This is a genomic window from Syntrophales bacterium (assembly GCA_030655775.1).
Classification (GTDB): domain Bacteria; phylum Desulfobacterota; class Syntrophia; order Syntrophales; family JADFWA01; genus JAUSPI01.
Genome location: JAUSPI010000154.1, coordinates 1 through 20983, shown reverse-complemented (window position 1 = coordinate 20983; position 20983 = coordinate 1). Strand labels below are relative to the sequence as shown.

Below are 20983 nucleotides of genomic sequence, written 5' to 3'. Positions count from 1 at the left end.
TCCTATAAGTAAATTGACGATTGAAAAGGAAGGGTAGCTGAATATGCCAAGACGAGATGACATAAAAAAAGTAATGATTATAGGGTCTGGCCCTATTGTTATAGGCCAGGCCTGCGAGTTTGATTATTCCGGAACCCAGGCGTGCAAGGCGCTTCGAGAACAGGGTTATCAAATTGTTCTGGCAAACTCTAATCCGGCGACCATTATGACCGACCCTGATATGGCGGATGTAACATACGTGGAACCGCTCACCTTTGAGGTTATGAAAAAGATTATAGAAAAGGAGCGACCTGATGCCATACTGCCGAATCTGGGTGGTCAAACAGGACTGAATCTTGCTGCTGAGCTGGCCAGGAGGGGAGTACTCGATGCATACGGTGTTAAACTCATCGGCGTAGAGGCAGATGCCATCGAGCGTGGGGAAGACCGGATCGCCTTCAAGGAAACAATGAAAAGTCTTGGCATCGATATGCCCAGAAGTAAGCCGGCTTTCAGTGTTGAGGAAGCGGAAAAGGTCGCCGCTGAACTTGGCTATCCTGTAGTAATACGTCCTGCTTACACACTTGGAGGGACGGGAGGCGGGCTGGTATACAATATAGAAGAATTAAATATAATTGCCAGTCGAGGCATTTCAGCAAGTCTTGTCGGTCAGGTGCTGGTGGAAGAGTCTGTCCTGGGATGGGAAGAGTTGGAACTGGAAGTGGTACGGGACGCAAAAAACCAGATGATAACGGTCTGTTTTATTGAAAATGTGGATGCCATGGGAGTTCATACAGGCGATTCTTTTTGCACGGCACCCATGCTCACCATTGCCCCCGAACTCCAGAAACGCCTGCAGAAATATTCTTATGACATTGTAGAGGCGATTAAGATTATTGGTGGAACCAACGTACAGTTTGCCCATGATCCCAAAACTGGTCGTGTAGTGATCATAGAGATCAACCCGAGAACTTCGCGCTCTTCCGCTCTCGCTTCCAAGGCTACCGGTTTTCCCATTGCCCTCATTTCCGCAAAGCTGGCTTCCGGGCTCACCCTTGATGAAATACCTTACTGGAGAGAGGGAACGCTTGAAAAGTACATACCCTCGGGTGATTACGTGGTGGTCAAGTTCGCAAGGTGGGCTTTTGAAAAGTTCGAAGGGGCTGAGGACAAACTCGGAACGCAGATGCGTGCCGTGGGTGAGGTGATGAGCATCGGAAAGACCTACAAGGAGGCCTTCCAAAAATCTATCAGGTCTCTGGAAATCGGCCGGTACGGGCTGGGTTTTGCTGGAGATTTTAATCAAAAGTCCCTTGACCAGTTGATGGAACTTCTGGTTGAGCCGTCCAGTGAACGTCAGTTCATAATGTATGAGGCCATAAGGAAAGGGGCAACCGTAGAGGAACTGTTTGCCAAGACTTACATTAAACCCTGGTTCATTGAACAGATGAAGGAGCTCGTGGAATTAGAGGAGAAAATCCTTCAGTACAAGGGACAACCCTTACCTGATGACCTGCTGATACAGGCTAAAAAAGACGGTTTTGCAGATCGTTATCTTTCACAGCTTTTAGGGATTCCCGAGATGGAGATCCGGAAGCGCCGCATTGCATTGGGAGCTGTTCAGGGTTGGCATTCTGTTCCTGTGAGTGGAGTAGAAAATGCGGCCTATTATTATTCCACTTATAATGCCCAGGATAGAGTTCCAACCAGTGATAGAAGAAAAATTATGGTACTTGGCGGCGGGCCAAACCGTATTGGCCAGGGTATCGAATTTGATTACTGCTGCGTGCACGCCGCTTTTGCTATTCGGGATGAGGGCATTGAAACCATTATGGTTAACTGCAATCCGGAGACTGTGTCGACAGATTACGACACCTCGGACAAATTATATTTTGAACCCCTTACTGTAGAAGATGTCCTGTCCATCTATGAAAAGGAAAAGCCCGAAGGTGTCATTGTGCAGTTCGGCGGTCAGACTCCGCTGAATATTGCCGGCGAACTGGCCGAGGCGGGGGTAAAAATCATCGGTACCTCTCCTGAAGCGATCGACCTTGCTGAGGATCGGGATCGGTTCCGCCAAATGATGGAAAAGCTGGGCATTCCCATGCCTGAATCGGGTATGGCCAGCAATCTTCCGGAAGCCCTTGAGGTGGCAGAAAGAATCGGTTATCCGCTTATGGTGAGGCCATCCTATGTTTTAGGGGGACGTGGCATGGAGGTGATCCATGATGAAGAGATGCTTGAGCACTATTTGGCTGCTGCTGTCGGGGTAACTCCGGACCGGCCGATTCTTATCGATAAGTTTTTGGAAAATGCCATTGAGGTCGAAGCTGATGCCGTTGCTGATAGTACCGGTGCCTTTGTTCCCGCAGTAATGGAACATATTGAACTTGCCGGCATTCATTCCGGAGACTCGGCCTGTGTGATCCCGCCAATAAGTGTCACCGACAAACACCTGAAGACCATTTATGAATACACAAAAAAGATTGCGGTGGCACTCAATGTTGTTGGGTTGATGAATATCCAGTATGCTATTTACAACGATACGGTTTACATACTTGAGGCCAATCCGCGAGCTTCCAGGACGGTGCCTTTGGTGTCCAAAGTCTGCAATATTCCTATGGCGCGGATTGCTACCCAGATCATGCTGGGCAAAAAGCTTTCCGACGTAAATTTAAAACCAAAATCCATCCCCCACTATGGAGTAAAAGAAGCGGTCTTTCCCTTCAATATGTTTCCCGAGGTAGACCCGGTTCTTGGTCCTGAAATGCGATCTACGGGAGAAGTTCTGGGGATGGCGGATTCCTTTGGACTTGCCTTTTACAAGTCACAGGAGGCGGCCCAGCAAAAACTTCCCGCTGAAGGAACTGTCCTCATAACTGTCATAGATCAAGAAAAATCAATGATCCTCGAGGTCGCCAGGCGTTTTAAAGGCCTTGGTTTTAAAATTATGGCAACCCATGGAACATGTCAGTTTCTGTCTGAAAATGGAGTTCACTCGGAACCTATTTTCAAAATGCACGAAGGTCGTCCCAACATCGTGGATGCTATAAAGAATGGGGAAATCCAACTGGTGATTAACACACCAGTCGGAAAGCTGGGAAAGTATGACGATTCTTACATCCGGAAGGCAGCAATCAAGCATAGAATCCCTTACATCACAACAGTAGCTGCGGCTACTGCCACCATCCGTGGTATTGAGGCTTTTCATCAGGGGGACAGTGAAGTTAAATCCCTCCAAGCCTATCATGCCGATATTAAGTGAAAACTATTCTCAGTAAAGATATATTCCGGTCAATAAATACCCGGCTTACACTGATACTGATTTGCCACTATTCAGAGTTAGAGTAAGGCCTTCAGGGCATTCAATATGTGCTCCACATTTTCCTGACTGCAGGAATGTCCCATAAGTCCAATTCGCCAGATCTTTCCTTTGAGGGGTCCAAGGCCACTGCCGATTTCAATGTTATATTCTTCGAGAAGCCTTTTCCGAACTGCCGCATCATCAACATCCGATGAAAAAACCACAGAATTGAGCATCGGTGTCCGATATGATTCTTCTACGAGCATATTTAAACCCAGCTTTTCGAGACCTGCAACGAGCTCGCGATGGTGCCTGGTATGTCTTTCCCATCTGGTCGCTAGGCCTTCTTCCAATATAATCCGCAATGATTCTCTCAATGCGTAAATCATGCTGATCGGCGCCGTATGATGGTAGACTCTGTCCGGCCCCCAGTATTTTTCCAGCATGGTCATATCCAGATACCAGGACTGCACCTTTTGAGAGCGCTTTCTCAGCTTTTCAATGGCCGGCTCACTGAAGGTAATAGGAGCAAGCCCCGGTGGGCAACTGAGGCATTTTTGGGTTCCCGAATAACAGATATCAATGTTCCACTCATCTATCTTGACGGGAGCGCCTCCGAGAGACGTAACTGCATCCACTAACAGAAGAGCACCTTTTTCGTGGACAATCTTTGAAATTTCTTCAAGAGGCTGCAACACGCCGGTAGATGTTTCAGCGTGGACTATGGCCACAATTGTTGCTGGAAAGTCTTGAAGTGCGGCGGTAACGTCATCGGGATTAATCGGAGTCCCCCATGTTGCTTCAACCCTTTTAAGGATACCTCCGCACCGTCCGACGATATCACTCATACGTTCGCCAAAAACACCGTTGACGCAAACGAGCACATGATCACCTTCTTCGATCATATTTACAAAAGCGGCTTCCATACCGGCACTTCCCGTTCCCGAAATGGGAATTGTAAAATGATTGTTCGTCATGAAAACGACCCGGAGCATTTCCTGGACTTCTTCCATGACGGCAAGAAATGCCGGGTCGAGGTGTCCCACGACAGGGCTTGCCATGGCTTTGAGTACACTATCCGGTACATTGCTGGGACCGGGACCCAGTAAAATTCGCTGTGGAAGCGAGAGGTCTTTGTATGGTGTGTCCATAAGGTTATCCTTCCTTTCTCAAAAAATATTAAAGAAACCGTCACCCATAGATCATAGGGTGACGGATATTTCTCCTAAAGCGGCAAAGCCGCAACCCCAAAAGTGCCTAAAGTTTGAAGTGCCTAAAGTGAACTAAAGTTAATGTACACGCCTTCGGCGCGGTCAAATTCAAAACAGGCTGCGCTGAAAGCGCATTTTTTAACTTTAGGCACTTTAGCTCACTTTAGTTCACTTTACACTCTTAACTAAATCTTGCTGTTTGAACTGGTACCAACATCTGCGCAAAAAACGCAGTTGTTGATAATAAAGACTCTAACAGGGTGATTCAGTAATTAAGATAGCCAGAATAAGTAAGATGTCAAGTTTATAAATGTTGCAAAAAGGCTTTTTATATTCTTTCAAGGGTGATATTGTTCAGAAATTATTAAAGGGAGGTGATCTTTTATGTCAGATTTATCATTATACGAAGATATCGGATGCCGTTACTTTAAAAAGCCAGGCATACAGAATACCAGCGAGGTTCTTGAAGCGGTTGCGCGCAGGGCAGAGGAACTCGATATCAGAAAAGTTCTTATTGCAACGAATACCGGAAAAACTGCTTTCGATGCACTGGAAATTCTGGATAAGGGCATCAAAATTATTGCTGTAACCCACGTTACGGGGTTTGCAAAACCCAATTTTCAGGAGTTGAGTGAGGAGTCCCGTACGGAATTGGAGTCGAATGGTGTAAGCGTCCTGACCTGTATGCATGCCCTGGCCGGGATCGGCCGCGGCATAAGGAATAAGCTTTCTACCTACCAGGTGGATGAAATTGTCGCTTATGTCCTGAGGATGTTCGGTCAGGGGACCAAAGTGGCTGTTGAATTGGCCCTGATGGCCGCCGATGCAGGTCTGGTACGGACGGATGAAGATGTAATATCAATAGGAGGAACAGCAAGAGGCGCTGATACTGCTCTGGTTATTCAACCTGCAAACAGCTCCAATGTCTTTGATCTTAAGGTGAAAGAGATTATATGCAAACCATCGGTGATTTGATTTCTGTCTGAAAATCCCCCTTAATCCCCCTTTATAAAAGTGGGATGACATAAGGGTTTCCCCCTTTTATAAAGGGTAACGTCCTCTCTTTGCCCCCCTTTTTTAAAGGGGGGGACGGGGGGATTTTTATGTAAAAATGGAGGGTTGAAATGGCACTTACAGATATACAGATTGAAAGATATGCTGATGTCCTTATATGGGGATTGAAAACCGCAAGAACGTCAAAATACAGAAAGGGCGATGTTGTCCTGATTCGATATGATATTGATGCCATAAAACTTGCGGAAATCCTGCACGCAAGGTTTCTTGATATGGGGATGAATCCGGTTCTAAGATCGGGTCTGACGTCTGAAATGGAACTCAATTTTTATGCAAAAGCGAATAGCAGGCAACTTGTTTTCCAACCTCCCGGAGAAAGGGAACTTTGTGAAAATCTTAACGGGAACATCTATCTTCATGCACCGCAGTCCCTTACCCATCTTAGCGGTATTGATCCAAGAAGGATGGCTAAAGCACTGGTTGCCAGAAAACCGTTAAGGGAGATATTAGAGAAACGTGAAGAGGTTGGAGTGTTCGGCTGGACACTCTGCATGTTTCCGACTCCTGAACTTGCTAAAAAGGCTAAACTCTCCATGAAGCGGTACACCGCGCAGATTAGCAAGGCCTGTTACCTTGACAGTGATGACCCTGTTCGTGAATGGAAAGCTATTTACAGAAATGCCGGAGCTATAAAGAAATGGATGAATAGCCTGGACGTCAAGTTTTATCATATCCAGTCAGAAAATATTGACTTGAAGATTACACCGGGAAAGCAAAGAAGATGGATTGGGATTTCCGGGCATAATATTCCAAGTTTTGAGATGTTTCTTTCACCCGACTGGAGAGGAACTGAAGGTATCTATTATGCAAATCAGCCTTCTTTTCGAAGCGGCAATTATATCGAGGGCGTGAGGCTGGAGTTCAAGAAGGGTTATGCTGTCGGTATAGAAGCTGATGCAGGAAAAGAGTTTACACAAAAGCAGATGTCAATGGACAAAGGAGCCTGCAGGGTAGGGGAGTTTTCTTTAACTGATAAGAGGTTTTCAAAGATTGACAAATTTATGGCCAATACCCTTTATGATGAGAACTATGGCGGTCGCTTCGGGAACTGTCATATTGCAGTTGGTGCGTCATATTCGGATACTTACAATGGAAATCCCGCTGAGCTGACAAGGGAAATGAAGAAAAAGCTGGGCTTTAACGATTCAGCCCTTCACTGGGATCTTGTGAATACAGAAAGAAAGACGATTACCGCACACCTTGCTTCCGGCAAAAAGATGGTAATTTACGAAAACGGAATGTTTAAATATTAGACCCGGGGTAATCCCACTGTGGAACTATTAGGAAGAAGCTGATTTGTTTATTGTCCCATTCGGGGAATGGAAAAAAGCCTCGCCCTTTAGTAGGGTAAGGCTTTATTAGCCTTGCTGTTGTTCATGCAGGGCTAAAGCCCTGCCCTACGGTTTAATTTATGTGATAGAGGCACAAAGTACCAAAGGCACAGAGGAAGAGAAAAAAATAATATTACTTTGTGCCTTTGTAACTATGTGCCTTTGTGCCTCAAGCTATCGGCTTTAGCCGGTAGTAGTTTTCTTGTCCCTCTTGCCCAGTTTCTCCATTATCACTGCATGTGCAGCCGCAAGCCGAGCGATCGGTACCCTGTAGGGAGAACAGCTCACATAATCAAGCCCGATTTCATGGCAGAAGACCACAGACGCAGGATCGCCTCCATGTTCGCCACAGATCCCTATTTTCAGGTTTTTTCGTTCCGAGCGGCCGCGGTTCACCCCGATCTTCATCAACTCGCCGACGCCCGTTCGGTCAATGCTCTGGAATGGATCACCTGCCAGTATCTTACGGCGAATATAGTCCGGTAAAAAACTTCCGGCGTCGTCTCGCGAATAGCCAAATGCCATCTGGGTAAGATCGTTTGTGCCGAACGAGAAAAATTCCGCATTTTCGGCTATCTTGTCCGCAACGAGGACAGCCCGCGGGATTTCAATCATAGTCCCTACCATATATTTAAACTTTGTCCCGCTCTCGTCCATAACCTCTTTTGCCACTCTATCAATGATAGCCTTTTGATTCGTAAATTCACCCACAGTTCCTACCAGGGGTACCATAACCTCGGGCAGTACATTTATTTTTTTCTTCTTGCACTGCACAACAGCTTCAAAGATTGCCTGTGCCTGCATTGCCGTAATCTCGGGATGCGTCGTCCCCAGACGGCATCCTCTGTGACCGAGCATCGGATTAAATTCTGACAAAGACTCAACTTTTTTGACGATCTCTTCGACTTTAATCTTCAAACGGGCAGCCATCTCTTTCTGTGCGGCCTTTTCATGGGGGACAAATTCATGCAGCGGGGGATCAAGAAGCCGAATAGTAACAGGACGTCCTTTCATCTCTTTGAAAATTCCGTAAAAATCTTCACGCTGCATCGGCAACAGTTTGGCCAGGGCCTTCTCACGTTCTTCAAGAGTGTCGGCCATGATCATCTCGCGCATTGCCCATATACGGTCGCCAAAAAACATGTGCTCAGTTCGGGTGAGTCCTATACCTTCCGCACCAAACATCACAGCAGTAGCAGCGTCCCCGGGAGTGTCGGCGTTGGTACGAACGTTAAGCTTGCGGACCTTATCGGCCCATGACATTAGCTCTCTGTATGGTTTGTTTTTTGCTGGATCAAGGGCGACTAAGTCGAGTTGACCCTTATAAATAATACCCTTGGTACCGTTCATGGTTATCCAGTCCCCCTCTTTGAGGACTGTATCGCCAAATTTTGCGGTTTTTGCCTTGAGATTAATGCTGAGGTCTCCACACCCCACGATAGTACATTTCCCCCAACCGCGGGCTACAAGCGCTGCATGGCTGGTCATCCCCCCTTTGGCGGTCAGGATTGCCTGGGAAGGTTTCATCCCATGTACGTCTTCCGGTGAGGTTTCTTCCCTGACGAGAATAACCTTTTCACCTTTGGCGCCAAGCTCTTCGGCCTTGTCTGCGGTAAGGACAATCTTGCCTACGCCACTACCCGGCCCGGCAGGGAGGCCCTTTCCGAGTTTGACCGCGGTTTTTTCCGCTGCCGGGTCAACCATTGGATGAAGGAGCTCATTGATCTGTTCGGGCTCCACCCGCATCAATGCGGTCTCCCGGGAAATCAATCTTGAATTAGCCATATCGACTGCTATTTTTATAGCGGCAGGTCCGTTTCGTTTTCCTGTCCGGGTCTGCAACATGTAAAGAATACCACTTTCGATAGTGAATTCTATGTCCTGCATATCTTTGTAATGCCGTTCCAGCCTGTTTCTGATAGCATAAAGCTGTTTATAAAGTTTCGGCATGTCCTTTTCCAGCGTGGGAAGATGTTTGTTGGTATCAACCTTTGAAACCGCATTCAATGCAAACGGGGTACGAGTACCTGCCACCACGTCCTCTCCCTGTGCATTGATCAGCCACTCACCGTAAAAGGCGTTCTCTCCGGTGGCTGGATTCCGCGTAAAGGCAACACCGGTGGCACAGTCATCTCCCATGTTACCAAAAACCATGGTTTGAACGTTGACTGCTGTCCCCCAGTCATCCGGAATGCCTTCAATGCGGCGATAGGCAACAGCGCGTTTTCCATTCCACGAAAGGAAGACCGCATTAATCCCGCCCCAAAGCTGCTCCATCGGATCATCAGGAAATTCTTTCCCCAATACTTTATGAACTGTCTTCTTGTACTGTTCACACAGTCCCTTGAGATCATCGGCCGTAAGATCTAAATCACTCTTATACCCCCTTTTTTTCTTCACATTTTTCAGGAGGCGCTCTAACTGACTCCGTACTCCTTCATCTTCTTCCGGTTCAAGACCGGCGGCCTTTTCCATAACAACATCCGAGTACATTGCAATAAGACGACGGTAGGCATCGTACACAAAACGAGGATCGCCCGACTTTTTAATGAGGCCGGGAATGGTCTTTGTGGTAAGCCCTATATTAAGAACAGATTCCATCATGCCCGGCATGGAAGCACGAGCGCCGGAACGGACACTCAAAAGAAGCGGGTCATTTTCATCACCGAATTTGCGCTTCATGATTTTTTCCACCTGTGCCAGGCTTGCCTTCACCTGCGCCTCTACGCCCGCAGGATAATTTTTCTTTCTCTTATAGAATTCACTACAGACCTCGGTCGTGAGGGTAAATCCCGAAGGGACCGGCATTCCGAGATTCACCATTTCGGCGATGTTCGCACCTTTGCCGCCCAGCAAGTTTCTCATATCCGCGCCGCCTTCGGCTTTTCCGTCACCGAAAAAATAGACGTACTTTTTCTTCATGACCACGCTCCTTTCTCAACCCAAAAGATTTGTAGCTTTAAAGAAAAACTATATAACATTGGCAACCTTTAAAAATCAAGGTCGATTTTTTACTCTTCTAACAATCCTAAATGTGAAGCTCCACGGCCGCAGGGCGGGGCTTCCCGGTAAGGAATATGTTGTTTTATATTGCGCCCCTTGCCCCGCCTACAAGGCGGGGCTTGCGGTATGCGCTCCCGGTCAAAAAACCTTTACCAGTCATATGATTTGATGATATAACGCGAACCTTAAATATTTTCCTTTCCAGTAATGGCAAGCATTGCCTGAATCTAAGGGAAAAACAGATTATATCTACTGATCCTGCTTCTTCTTTAGCTCATATCTTTGAGAAGAAATTAGATGATAAGCCTGCTAAGGTTCTGGAGAATCTTTACTTCGATGAACTTGACAGATATGAAATTGAAGTCAAAGAAGTAGACAGGTCGATAAGGGAAAACACTGATAACATTTTACCAGGCTGATCAATACCTATAAACATTGGAGGGATTTTATTGAAAAAAACATTTATGCCGAAATTTACGAACAAAGAAGAACTGGAAGCTCTGCAGTTGTCAGGATTGAAGTGGACGGTTAACCACGCCTATTATGGATCGGCATTTTATCGCAAAAAATTTGAGGAGGCAGGTGTTAAACCGGATGACATTAAGAGCCTTGAAGATCTCAAGAGGCTGCCATTTGTAACCGCGAAGGACCTGCAAGACAACTATCCCTGGCCGCTCATATCCGTGCCGTTTGAAAGTGTTGTAAGGATGCACGCATCGACGGGAACGACGGGAAAAAGAAAGGTTATGGTTTACACAAAAAAGGATGTGAACGACTGGGCTGATATGTTTGCGAGGTGTTACGAGATGGCCGAGCTGACGGAAGAAGACAGGGTTCAGATATGCGTAGGATACGGCGTATGGACCGCGGGTGTGGGTTTTCAGCTCGGCTGTGAGAAATTCGGGGCGTTTGCCATACCGGCCGGGCCGGGAAACATTGATATGCAGCTGCAATTTTTGATCGATTTTCAGACAACGGTGATATGTTCCACCGCATCGATGGCATTGTTACTGGCTGAAGAGGTGGACAGACGGGGGCTCAATGATAAGCTCAGTGTAAAAAAGGTCATTTTTGGGGCTGAACGGTCAAGTGATGCCACAACAAAAAAGATTAAAGGGCTGTTGGGTGTGGAGCATGCCTTCGACATTCCAGGCCTGACGGAGCTTTATGGTCCGGGGACCGGTCTGGATTGTGTTTATCATACGGGAATTCATTACTGGGCTGATTATTATATCATGGAGCTGCTAGCTCCGGAAACTCTGGAACCTGTTCCTGAAGGTGAGGTCGGAGAGATGGTGTACACGACACTTAGAAAAGAAGGGGTGCCTCTTATCAGGTATCGATCAAGGGATCTGACGAGATCGGTAGAAGGAGAATGTCCATGCGGATCTCTCCTGCCCCGTCATGATAAGATATTGGGGCGCTCTGATGATATGTTTATTATCCGAGGGGTCAACCTCTACCCCAGCAATATAGATGAGATACTTTCCAGGCAGGATGGTATCGGCAGCGAATATCAGATTCATCTCGACCGTGGGGATGACGGGAAGGACTACCTGACCGTAAAGGTGGAAAGAGAGATGGGGAGAGACTCAAAAGGAGATGACGTGCTTGCCGGGAAGATAGAAAGCAATATCAGGAAGAAAATACTGGTAAGTGGAAAGGTAGAAATAGTTGACTATCATACTCTTCCCAGAACAGCGAAAAAAACCAAGAGACTGTTCGATAACAGGGACTGATCGGGAGTGCACCCGCAAGCCTCGCCTTGTAGGCGGGGTAAGGGGCGCAATATAAAACAAACATATTCCTTACCGGGAAGCCCCGCCCTGTGGGCGGGGAGATTCACAAAAGTTTTGCTTGACTTTTTGTTTGAAGTTAATATATTTCTGAAGTACTGAGAGAACAAGGTAATAGTAATCCATAATAAGAACATGGCAAATAATAGTTTAAAATTCTGGTGGTGGCAGTGGATATATATAAGGGGGAGGTTTGTTCGCCGGCCGCGAGAATTTTAAATAGACAGAGCGTACATGAAAAGCCGTGGACAACCTTCGATGTCCACGGCTTTTTTTTGTGGCGAAAATGAGGATTGAGCATGGGTCAAAACACGGATCGAACAGAGCAGAGAATACTCATGGGTAATGAAGCGATCGGCAGGGGGTTGGTCGAAGCCGGATGCTCACTCGCCGCTTCTTACCCGGGTACGCCGGCCTCCGAGATTCTCGCATCAGTCATCAATTTTTCCAGTGAGACAGAAACCGGGATGCACATAGAATGGTCGGTCAATGAGAAGGTAGCTTATGAGGTGGCGTTGGCAAACAGCTATACCGGTAAGAGATCTGCCGTAGCCATGAAGCAGGTCGGTTTAAATGTGGCATCCGATCCCTTTATGCGTTCCGCTTACATTGGAATTAAAGGGGGTTTTGTTGTTATTGTGGCTGATGATCCAGGCCCTCACAGCTCCCAGACGGAGCAGGACAGCCGCTTTTTTGCGCGCTTCGCCAAGATACCCGTCCTTGATCCTGCCAGTCCCGGAGAGGCAAAAGAGATGGTCAAAAAGGCCTTTGAGCTGTCTGAAAAATATGAACTTCCCGTAATGATCCGCCCTACTACCCGTATATGCCATGCCAGACAGAATGTCCCCTGTTTCACCCCTGAAAAATTGGAGAGGAAAGTTAGTTTCGAGAAAAATCCGGGACGCTGGGTTGCGACACCGCAATTTCTATATGAGCTCCATCGCCTCTTAAATGAAAAAATTGAAGACATATCGGATGAAGAAGCTTTTTCGCCGTTACTCATTGCCGGTGATGGATCGCTGGACAAACACTGCATCATATCTTCCGGTGCAGCCTTCGCACATACCTGCGATCTCCTGGAAGATATGGGCTTTCTGGGGAAAATAGACCTTTTCCAGGTTACCATGCCGTATCCCTTAAACAGGAGTTTCATTCAAAAAATAAGTTCCGAATACGGAAAAATACTCGTCATTGAGGAGACCTATCCCACAATAGAGATGCAACTGACGAATACGGGGATTTATGGAAGAAATTCAAAGCTAATTCCTGGCCAGGGGGAGTTGACGCCGGATATCATTCAGGATGTGTTGAAGAAATTTCTGAGTATACCTCTGGAAACAGGCGGTTCTCCAGCGCAGATAAAAGGAAAGAGACCGACTCTATGTCCGGGGTGTCCTCACCGGGCGGCATTTTACGCGATCAAAAAAACGTTTCCCAAGGGAATTTTCCCCAGCGATATAGGTTGTTATACGCTCGGCATGAATCTTGGTGCCGTAGATACCTGTCACTGTATGGGTGCATGCATAAGCCAGGGGGCGGGTTTTTACCACGCGTACGCCCGGGATGGCGGAGAAGTTCCCGCTATTGTTGTGACCATAGGTGATTCCACCTTCTTCCATGCGGGCATTCCCGGTCTTATCAATGCCGTATTTCAGAAAGCACGATTTATCCTGGTCATTCTGGACAATTCCACCACAGCAATGACCGGTAATCAACCGACACCTGAAGTCGGAATTATGGCCGATGGGACAAAAGGAACGCCTGTGCGTATCCATGATCTGGTGAGGGCCTGCGGTGTCAGATTTCTCAAAGAATGCGATCCTTATGACTTTGAGAAGTTTACTTCCCATCTCAAGAAAGCCGATGGATACTGCCGCGGTGAGGATGGAGGCGTTGCTGTGATTATATCCAAACACCCGTGCATCCTGAACAGAGAGACGGCAAAGAAACAATCTGTATATTCCATGAAAATAACGGAAGATTGTACAGGCTGCGAGTATTGTCTGAAAAACTTTGAGTGTCCGGCCCTTATTTGTGATTCAGAGGGGAAGCGGTTCTCAATCGATCAGAATATCTGTATCGGGTGTGGTGTGTGTAAGCACGTGTGTCCTGCGGGGGCAATAGTCGCGGAAGAAGGAGACAATAAATGAAACAACAGATAATAATAAGCGGCACCGGCGGTCAGGGAGTGCTCTTTCTGACAAGGATTCTTGCACAGGCGGCCGTGGAAAAAAATATGGATGTCCTGACTTCGGAGACGCACGGCATGGCCATGAGAGGGGGAACAGTTGTCTCCCATATTAAGGTTGGGTCTTTCAGAAGTCCTTTGATCCGCATGGGTCAGGGCGATGTGGGATTATTTCTTGACGGTTCAAGCTTTGATATCTACAGGAGTTTCATAATGCCCGGAGGCAAGTCATTTGTAAATACCGACATCTCCGGAGAGTATTACAGCATTGATGCGACCGGGATGGCAAAGGAGCTGGGATCACTTCTCATCATGAATCTTATCCTTTTAGGATATACGGTGAAAGAAGGCAGCCTCTTTTGTGATGAGGAAGTGATGGAAACAACCATTAGAAAGTTGTCTAAGCCGGACCGCCTTGAAATGAACTTAAAAGGTTTTGAAATGGGATTAAAATATTATGGAGGTGAAGAATGAAAGAGAAAAGGTTTTTAGGGATTACGGTACTAATAGTTATGCTGTTGTTTGTCTGTTCTTTATTTCCGGTGTCTGTGAAAGCGGGGCCAATAACTTTAAATTATGCTAATTTTCCGCCGGCTCCTACATTCCCGTGCGTGCAGATGGAGAGATGGAAAAAAGAGGTGGAGCAGCGCACCGGCGGAAAAGTTATAATCAATACTTTTCCGGGCAGCACCCTGTTGGGTGCCAAGAACATGTACGATGGTGTCGTCGCCGGTCAGGCGGATATCGGTTGTCTGTGCATGGCCTATCAGCCGGGCAGGTTTGTGGTAACCAATGCGACCGCGTTGCCCGTTGGCTTCCCGGATGCAAAAGCAGCCAGCCTCACTCTATGGGATATTTACAAGAAATATAAACCGGAGGAATTCGCAAAGGTTAAAGTACTTACCATGTTTACCTGTGCACCGGCAAACATCTACGCAAAAAAACCGGTAAGGAACTTAGACGACCTGAAAGGACTGGAGCTGAGGGCATCCGGAGGGGTTGCCCAGGTTTTGAAGGCATTGGGAGCTACTCCGGTTGGCATGCCCCAGTCGGAAACCCCCGAAGCCCTTCAGAAGGGTGTTGTGAAGGGCGCTGCATCTTCCCTTGAGACCCTTATGGATTTCAAGTATGCGGAAACCTGCAGATACGTGACGGTATTTAATGGACCTGTTTATCCCTTCGCCGTTGTAATGAACATCGAAAAATGGAACTCCCTGCCAAAAGACGTACAGAAGGTGATGGAAGCTCTGGGAGAAGAACAGGCTTTTTGGACGGGCGACTACATGGATAGGCACGTAAATGAGTCCATTGAATGGTCTAAGAAGAATTATAATATCGAGATCATTGAATTGACGGAAGAAGAGATGGCAGAGTGGAATAAATTGCTGAGTCCGATAACCGAAAGGTGGATCAAAGATGCCGAAGCTAAGGGCTTGCCGGCAAGGGCGATTCTGCGAGACATACAAGCGGCCAAGGAAGATCGCGGTTCAAAAAAATATCAAAAGTAGAAGGCGGATATGGAGTCTCTGGATAAAATCAGCAGATTTTTGAACCGGATACTTGTCTGTATGGCCGGTATATTTCTGGTGGGGATGGTACTTCTAACCTGTTCCAATATATTTTTGAGGCTTGTATGGGTACCGGTTAAGGGCACCTTTGAACTCATGGGATTATTCGGAGCAATCGTTGTTGCATTTGCCCTTGGCTATACACAGGTTAAGAGAGGTCATGTTGCAGTAGATATACTGGTGAATCGATTCTCGGAAAAGACCCGAAAGATATTGAGCGGTATCAATTACTCCATATGTATGATCTTCTTCGCCGGTGCCGCCTGGCAGATCGCTACGGTGGCCTCGAACCTTTGGGAAACGGGGGAGGTAACGGAAACCTTGAGAATCATCTTCTATCCTTTCACTTACGGGGTTGCCCTGGGTTGTGTTGTCCTTGCACTGGTTTTGCTGATTGATCTCTTGAAGTTGTTCGTTGAGGAAAAAGGAGCCTGATAGTTGGACTTGGCAATTGTTGGTATAATTGGGATTGTTATCCTCCTCCTTATGTTGTTTTTTCTGGGGATGCCCGTCGGGTTTGCAATGGCAGTTACGGGTTTCTGCGGGTTTTGTTATATCGTCTCCTTTGAAGCGGCTCTTAATATGGTAGGTGCCGACCTGTGGGCTACGTTTTCCAAATATGGTCTGACCGTAATACCCCTTTTCATCTTTATGGGCGAGATAGCGTTTTATTCCGGGATAAATGAAAAGCTGTATAAGACGGCCTATACATGGATGGGGCATATCAGGGGAGGTATTGCCATGGCTACGGTTATGGCGTGTGCCGGATTTGCCGCCATTTGCGGGTCCAATGCGGCGACCGCCGCTACCATGACCGCCGTAGCGCTTCCTGAGATGAATAAATACAAGTACGAACCGGTTTTGAGCACAGGTGCCATTGCCTGTGGCTCTACACTCGGCGTAGTTATTCCTCCAAGTGTGGTTTTAATTGTTATCGGTTTGTATACGGGCCAGTCTATTGCCAGGCTTTTTTACGGGGGCATTTCGGCAGGTATTATTCTCGCCGTACTTTTTATGGTAACCATCTATATCATATGCCGGGTAAATGGTGACTGGGGGCCTGCCGGACCCAGAACAAACTTCGGAGAAAAGATTAAATCACTCCCCGGTAGCTTTGAGATGGTAACACTTTTTCTTCTGGTCATGGTTGGTCTCTATTTCGGTTTCTTTACACCGACGGAAGCGGGGGCGGCAGGCTCTTTTTTTGCCGTGGTGATAAGTCTCATAGGGCGGCGGCTCAGCTGGAATGGTTTTGTCGCCTCAATAACCGATACGATAACGATATCATGTATGGTTATCGTTATTGTTACGGGCGCGGTTATTTTCGGCAGATTTCTTGCGGTGACCAGAATACCCTTCGACATTGCAAACTGGGTTGCCTCACTGCCCGTGGCCCCGGCTGTGATAATGACAGTAATCTTTATTATCTATATTATAGGCGGTGCAGTGATGGATGCTCTTGCATTGTTGCTTATTACTATTCCCATCTTTTATCCCGTTGCCATGAATCTCGGTTATGACCCTATATGGTTTGGAGTTACTATAACGGTCGTAACGACCCTGGGTGCGGTAACGCCGCCTGTAGGGGCAACTACCTACGTGGTAGCCGGAATGGCGAAAGATGTATCTCTGGGCAATGTCTTTCGGGGGGTATTTTACTTTTTGCCTGCTTACATTATATGCATAATAATTCTGATGTCTTTCCCTCAGATCGTGACTTTCCTGCCCGACCTCCTGAAGTGAAAATGACGCCGAAACAACAATTCTTAACTAATCAACTTTCTATTTCCCTGAAACAGAATTGGTAAATTTGTCCTGATTTTCAAATCTCTCAAGCTATCGACCTTTGCCGATGGTAATTTACTTTTTCAGAGTAATAGCAGGATCGAATCTCCCTGCTACTGTAGGGCTTTGGGCGTTTTTGGTTGCCCGTCTTACCGATTGAGAGAGATAGGGGATTAACTCACCCAGAGTCACCAGATTATCATTGTTGTAATCCGCTTCCCCTTTCAGTCCATTTAATAAATGGTAGGTAAAGACGCCGTGTCCACCTCCCCACTGTTTACCCTCCTGCGACAGTTGTTTATCGTCGGATGCCGTGATTACCGCGATACCTTTTCCTGCGTTTGAAAGGCTTTGAAGGGCAGTGGCAGTGGTCGGTTTAATATTAATTGCGCGTGTTCCCTGTATAAATGCGGATCCAACTCCGCCGGCGTGGCAGGCATCCGCGATAACCACAACTCTTTCAGCCTTTATGAATCTTTTCAGTGCGGTTTCCACATCCCACATAGGGAAACCGGTGGATGAAATCATGTCAAAATCGGTGTCGTATGATAGTAAGAACAGATTTTCAGGCTCATCAGGTGACGGAGGAGAGCCATGGCCGGCAAAATAGATGATTACCATGTCTTCCGCGATTGCCTGTTTCAGCCACCCGAACAGGGCGTTTTTGATATTCCGGGTGGTGGCGGACTCGTCGGTAAGCAGTTTTACACGTGATGGAGAGTATCGGCCTCCATTTTGTGAGATCAGCCAGTTATAGAGCGATTGTGCGTCCTTTGAAGCGTATCTCAAACAGGGGATACGGGAGTCTTTATACTGTGACACGCCGATAATTACCGCCCATTTTTCACCCGCAAATCCCGGTCTTTCTATTATTATGGTTTTTGGTTCGACTCTTTTCACCAATCTGAGGTTCATCTGGATTGTGGCAGCGTGAATCCTGTCCTGCCGCAGGAACTTCACATCTGCCTCATCGGTATTGGGAATAAGCTCTTCAATAAATTTCTTTATGTCGATTTCAGACAAGGATTTACCGTTAAATTCCGTAAGGATATCTCCCCGTTTGAGGCCGGCCCGATCAGCCGGAGCATTCTTATGCATGTCAACTATATTGAATCCTTTTTCATGTTTTTGTATCTGTACTCCAAGAATTTGTCTTCCCTCAAGTAGCTGAGACGCTTTTCCGTCGTCTCCTTTTGCAAGGTAGCACATGGCAAGTTCGAATTTAAAATCTCTTTTTTGTAAGTCAGGTGATATATTCAATCCCCTTTCCAATAACTCAATAGCATGATCATATTTCCCTAATTTATAATAACACTGCCCGAGAGCACGGAAGTTGACGCTATCCTTTTTTATGGCATTTGCTTTCTGGAGTTCGGCAATCGCTTCATCATATCTTTTCAATTGGAGATAGTTGCATCCCAACCAATGGTGTGAGATCCAGTTAGTATTATCAAGTTCCACCCACATCCTGAAATATCCCAACGCTTCATCGTATAAGCCTTTATGGTAATAACATTGCCCGAGACCATTGAAGTTGCCACTATCCTTTTTTATGGCATTTGCTTTCTGGAGTTCGGCAATCGCTTCATCATATCTTTTCAATTGGAGATAGTTATTTCCCAACCAGTTGTGTGAGATCCAGTTAGTCGGGTCTGTTTGTACCCATCTTTGCAAATGCGGCAGCGCTTCCTGGTATTTACCCTCCTTGTATAAGGAGGGGCCTTTGACTGATGCCACATCCTTGGCAAATTGAGTGCGGGGTTGGATTCCGGTATGCTTCGGGGGAGATACGCAGCTATAGCAACTCATGGACATAAGAATGACAGCGATGAATGTACAGAGATATTGTGTCCTCACAGCGCTTCCTCCAGAGATTAAAATATTTTTCAGAATTTTAAATTCACTATAATTTTTCAGCCATTAACTTGTCAACCTGTTAAATTATTTATTTGCCAGTTATGTGATTTGATGGTATTCCTATATATTACTTGGAAAATCCCGATTTTCCTTTATGCTTGCTGCTGGTTTTAGTCTGTAAGATCATCTGTTGTAGTTTAATTGCACTCAAATCGCCTGCAACGTTGCAAGAGTTTAAATTTTTAGTTTGTGCTGGTACGCATTGGATATATGCGGCAACAGAAAACTTCTAACAATTAAAATTTCTGACTACGGGCAATGATATAGGCAGGACAGAATGCTATATGGCAAGTACCTTTTTTCCAGCGTATTCGAGGATGACGCTATCCTTCCTTATTATAAGGGATCTACCTTCCGGGGAGTTTTCGGTCATGCCTTAAAAAAGGTCGTCTGTGCTCTTAGAAGGCAGGATTGCAAGGATTGCCTTTTAAGAGAAAAATGTGTCTACTCCTTCGTTTTTGAAACTCCCACCGCAAGAAATGATCACGGTAGTCGGAAGAGAATAGCCTCCCCACCTCATCCTTATGTGATTGAGCCACCCGATACCACAAAAACCGATTACAAAAAAGGCGAAGCTTTTAATTTTACCCTCCTTCTTTTCGGCAGAGCGAATGACTATCTGCCCTATTTCATTTATGCCTTCGAGCAGATGGGGAAAATGGGCATAGGACGACGAATTGATGGAAAACGTCCGGCGTTTAAGTTGGTGAGTGTTGACGCGGATGACAATCCCGTCTATTCCAGTCAGGACAATAAAATCAGAGAAGGCGAGTTTACACAGGACCTGGTTGCTGAGGATCATCTGCCTGAAGAATATAAGACAATTCACAGCCTCGAGCTGACCTTACAAACCCCCCTTCGGCTTAAGTTTGAAAACTCCCTTCATGCAAACCTTCCTTTCCACATACTTGTGAGGGCAATGTTGAGACGGGTATCATCACTTACCAATTATCATGGAGACGGGGAACCTCCGCTCGATTACAGGGGGATGGTCAAACGTGCAGAGTCAGTTGAGATTAATGATTCCTCACTTAAATGGTTTGACTGGAAACGATACTCAAACAGGCAGGACCAATCGATGCTTATGGGAGGGATAACCGGAGAAGTACGCTATTCGGGAGACCTTGGCGAGTTTATACCGCTCATAAGATTCTGTGAAAAAGTACATATTGGGAAGCAGACCTCCTTTGGTCTCGGGAAGATCAAGATTACAGGGATGTGACGATGAAGAACATTCTTCTTGCCGTTGTTGGTTTAAGCCCTCAGGTGATTACCGAAACACTCTTTGCCCTGCATCAGCAAAATCGAAGAGTTGATGCCATTCATATTATCACAACGCGGCAGGGAAAGGAGAAGATAAACGCACACCTTCTTTCCCCCGGCGATGGTAAGTATTACCAGTACCTCAAGGAATATAATATCGATCCTGAATCCCTAAAATTCGGTTTTGATAATATTCACGTAATAAAAGACAGAAATGGAATAGAGATAGATGATATTGACGGTGAGGAAGAGAACGAATCTCTGCTCAGGAAATGTCTGGAACTGAGCTTCAGATTTACGAAAGATTCAAACACTGCCGTCTTCTTCTCTGTGGCAGGCGGCAGAAAGACCATGACCTCCTGTCTCACGCTGGCCGCCCAGCTTTACGGGAGGCCGCGGGACCGTGTTTATCACGTGCTTGTATCACCGGAGTTTGAAAGCAACAGGGATTTTTACTATCCGCCTCAAAAATCCGTGCCCATTGAACTCAGAGACAAAAATGGAGAGCATTACTTAAAAGAAACCCGGTACGCTAAGATCAACCTTGTCCCCGTCCCCTTCATT

General features: G+C 46.5%; 14 protein-coding genes. 11 read left to right on the top strand and 3 right to left on the bottom strand.

Going from position 1 to position 20983, the window contains the following annotated elements; all coding sequences use genetic code 11:
• Nucleotides 1-43: 43 nt before the first annotated feature.
• Entirely contained in the window at nucleotides 44-3244 is a 3201-nt protein-coding gene (gene carB / locus Q7J27_08245) for a carbamoyl-phosphate synthase large subunit (protein MDO9529135.1), read from the top strand.
• A 77-nt stretch (nucleotides 3245-3321) separates the two neighbouring features.
• On the opposite strand, the gene Q7J27_08240 is transcribed toward carB, so the two are convergent.
• The gene (locus Q7J27_08240) at nucleotides 3322-4434 is read right to left on the bottom strand and encodes an alanine--glyoxylate aminotransferase family protein (protein ID MDO9529134.1); all 1113 of its coding nucleotides are present in this window, start codon (nucleotides 4432-4434) and stop codon (nucleotides 3322-3324) included.
• A gap of 444 nt (nucleotides 4435-4878) precedes the next feature.
• Here Q7J27_08240 and Q7J27_08235 point away from each other — a divergent pair, with 444 nt between their 5' ends.
• Together Q7J27_08235 and Q7J27_08230 are read left to right on the top strand one after the other, a co-directional pair.
• Entirely contained in the window at nucleotides 4879-5469 is a 591-nt protein-coding gene (locus Q7J27_08235) for a pyruvate kinase alpha/beta domain-containing protein (GenBank protein MDO9529133.1), read from the top strand.
• Nucleotides 5470-5618: 149 nt separating this feature from the next.
• Nucleotides 5619-6821: an aminopeptidase gene (locus tag Q7J27_08230; protein ID MDO9529132.1), complete on the top strand. Its 1203-nt coding sequence runs from the start codon at nucleotides 5619-5621 to the stop codon at nucleotides 6819-6821.
• 261 nt (nucleotides 6822-7082) lie between these two features.
• Here Q7J27_08230 and ppdK read toward each other — a convergent pair whose 3' ends face one another.
• Complete coding sequence (gene ppdK / locus Q7J27_08225) at nucleotides 7083-9821, bottom strand: pyruvate, phosphate dikinase (GenBank protein ID MDO9529131.1); 2739 nt, start codon at nucleotides 9819-9821, stop codon at nucleotides 7083-7085.
• Nucleotides 9822-10351: 530 nt separating this feature from the next.
• Here ppdK and Q7J27_08220 point away from each other — a divergent pair.
• The 6 genes from Q7J27_08220 (at nucleotide 10352) to Q7J27_08195 (ending at nucleotide 17197) form a co-directional block, all read left to right on the top strand.
• Entirely contained in the window at nucleotides 10352-11641 is a 1290-nt protein-coding gene (locus tag Q7J27_08220; protein MDO9529130.1) for a phenylacetate--CoA ligase, read from the top strand.
• 356 nt (nucleotides 11642-11997) lie between these two features.
• Nucleotides 11998-13848 (top strand): indolepyruvate ferredoxin oxidoreductase subunit alpha, encoded by a 1851-nt coding sequence (iorA, locus tag Q7J27_08215; GenBank protein ID MDO9529129.1) that lies wholly within the window; start codon nucleotides 11998-12000, stop codon nucleotides 13846-13848.
• Nucleotides 13845-14360, top strand: a complete 516-nt coding sequence (locus Q7J27_08210; GenBank protein ID MDO9529128.1) for a 2-oxoacid:acceptor oxidoreductase family protein — start codon at nucleotides 13845-13847, stop codon at nucleotides 14358-14360. The genes iorA and Q7J27_08210 overlap by 4 nt, the downstream gene beginning before the upstream one ends.
• The gene (locus Q7J27_08205; GenBank protein MDO9529127.1) at nucleotides 14357-15394 is read left to right on the top strand and encodes a TRAP transporter substrate-binding protein; all 1038 of its coding nucleotides are present in this window, start codon (nucleotides 14357-14359) and stop codon (nucleotides 15392-15394) included. Before Q7J27_08210 ends, Q7J27_08205 begins: the two co-directional genes overlap by 4 nt.
• A 9-nt stretch (nucleotides 15395-15403) precedes the next feature.
• Nucleotides 15404-15889 (top strand): TRAP transporter small permease subunit, encoded by a 486-nt coding sequence (locus Q7J27_08200; protein ID MDO9529126.1) that lies wholly within the window; start codon nucleotides 15404-15406, stop codon nucleotides 15887-15889.
• 3 nt (nucleotides 15890-15892) lie between these two features.
• Nucleotides 15893-17197, top strand: coding sequence for a TRAP transporter large permease (locus Q7J27_08195; protein MDO9529125.1), 1305 nt, complete (start codon nucleotides 15893-15895; stop codon nucleotides 17195-17197).
• 117 nt (nucleotides 17198-17314) lie between these two features.
• On the opposite strand, the gene Q7J27_08190 is transcribed toward Q7J27_08195, so the two are convergent.
• Nucleotides 17315-19096 carry a tetratricopeptide repeat protein gene (locus Q7J27_08190; protein ID MDO9529124.1) on the bottom strand — a complete coding sequence of 594 codons (1782 nt, stop codon included), beginning with the start codon at nucleotides 19094-19096 and terminating at the stop codon, nucleotides 17315-17317.
• Nucleotides 19097-19433: 337 nt separating this feature from the next.
• On the opposite strand from Q7J27_08190, the gene cas6 reads away from it, so the two are divergent.
• Nucleotides 19434-20378 (top strand): CRISPR system precrRNA processing endoribonuclease RAMP protein Cas6, encoded by a 945-nt coding sequence (cas6, locus tag Q7J27_08185; GenBank protein ID MDO9529123.1) that lies wholly within the window; start codon nucleotides 19434-19436, stop codon nucleotides 20376-20378.
• A gap of 2 nt (nucleotides 20379-20380) precedes the next feature.
• A partial coding sequence (gene csm6, locus Q7J27_08180; protein MDO9529122.1) for a CRISPR-associated ring nuclease Csm6 occupies nucleotides 20381-20983 on the top strand: 603 nt, incomplete at its 3' end.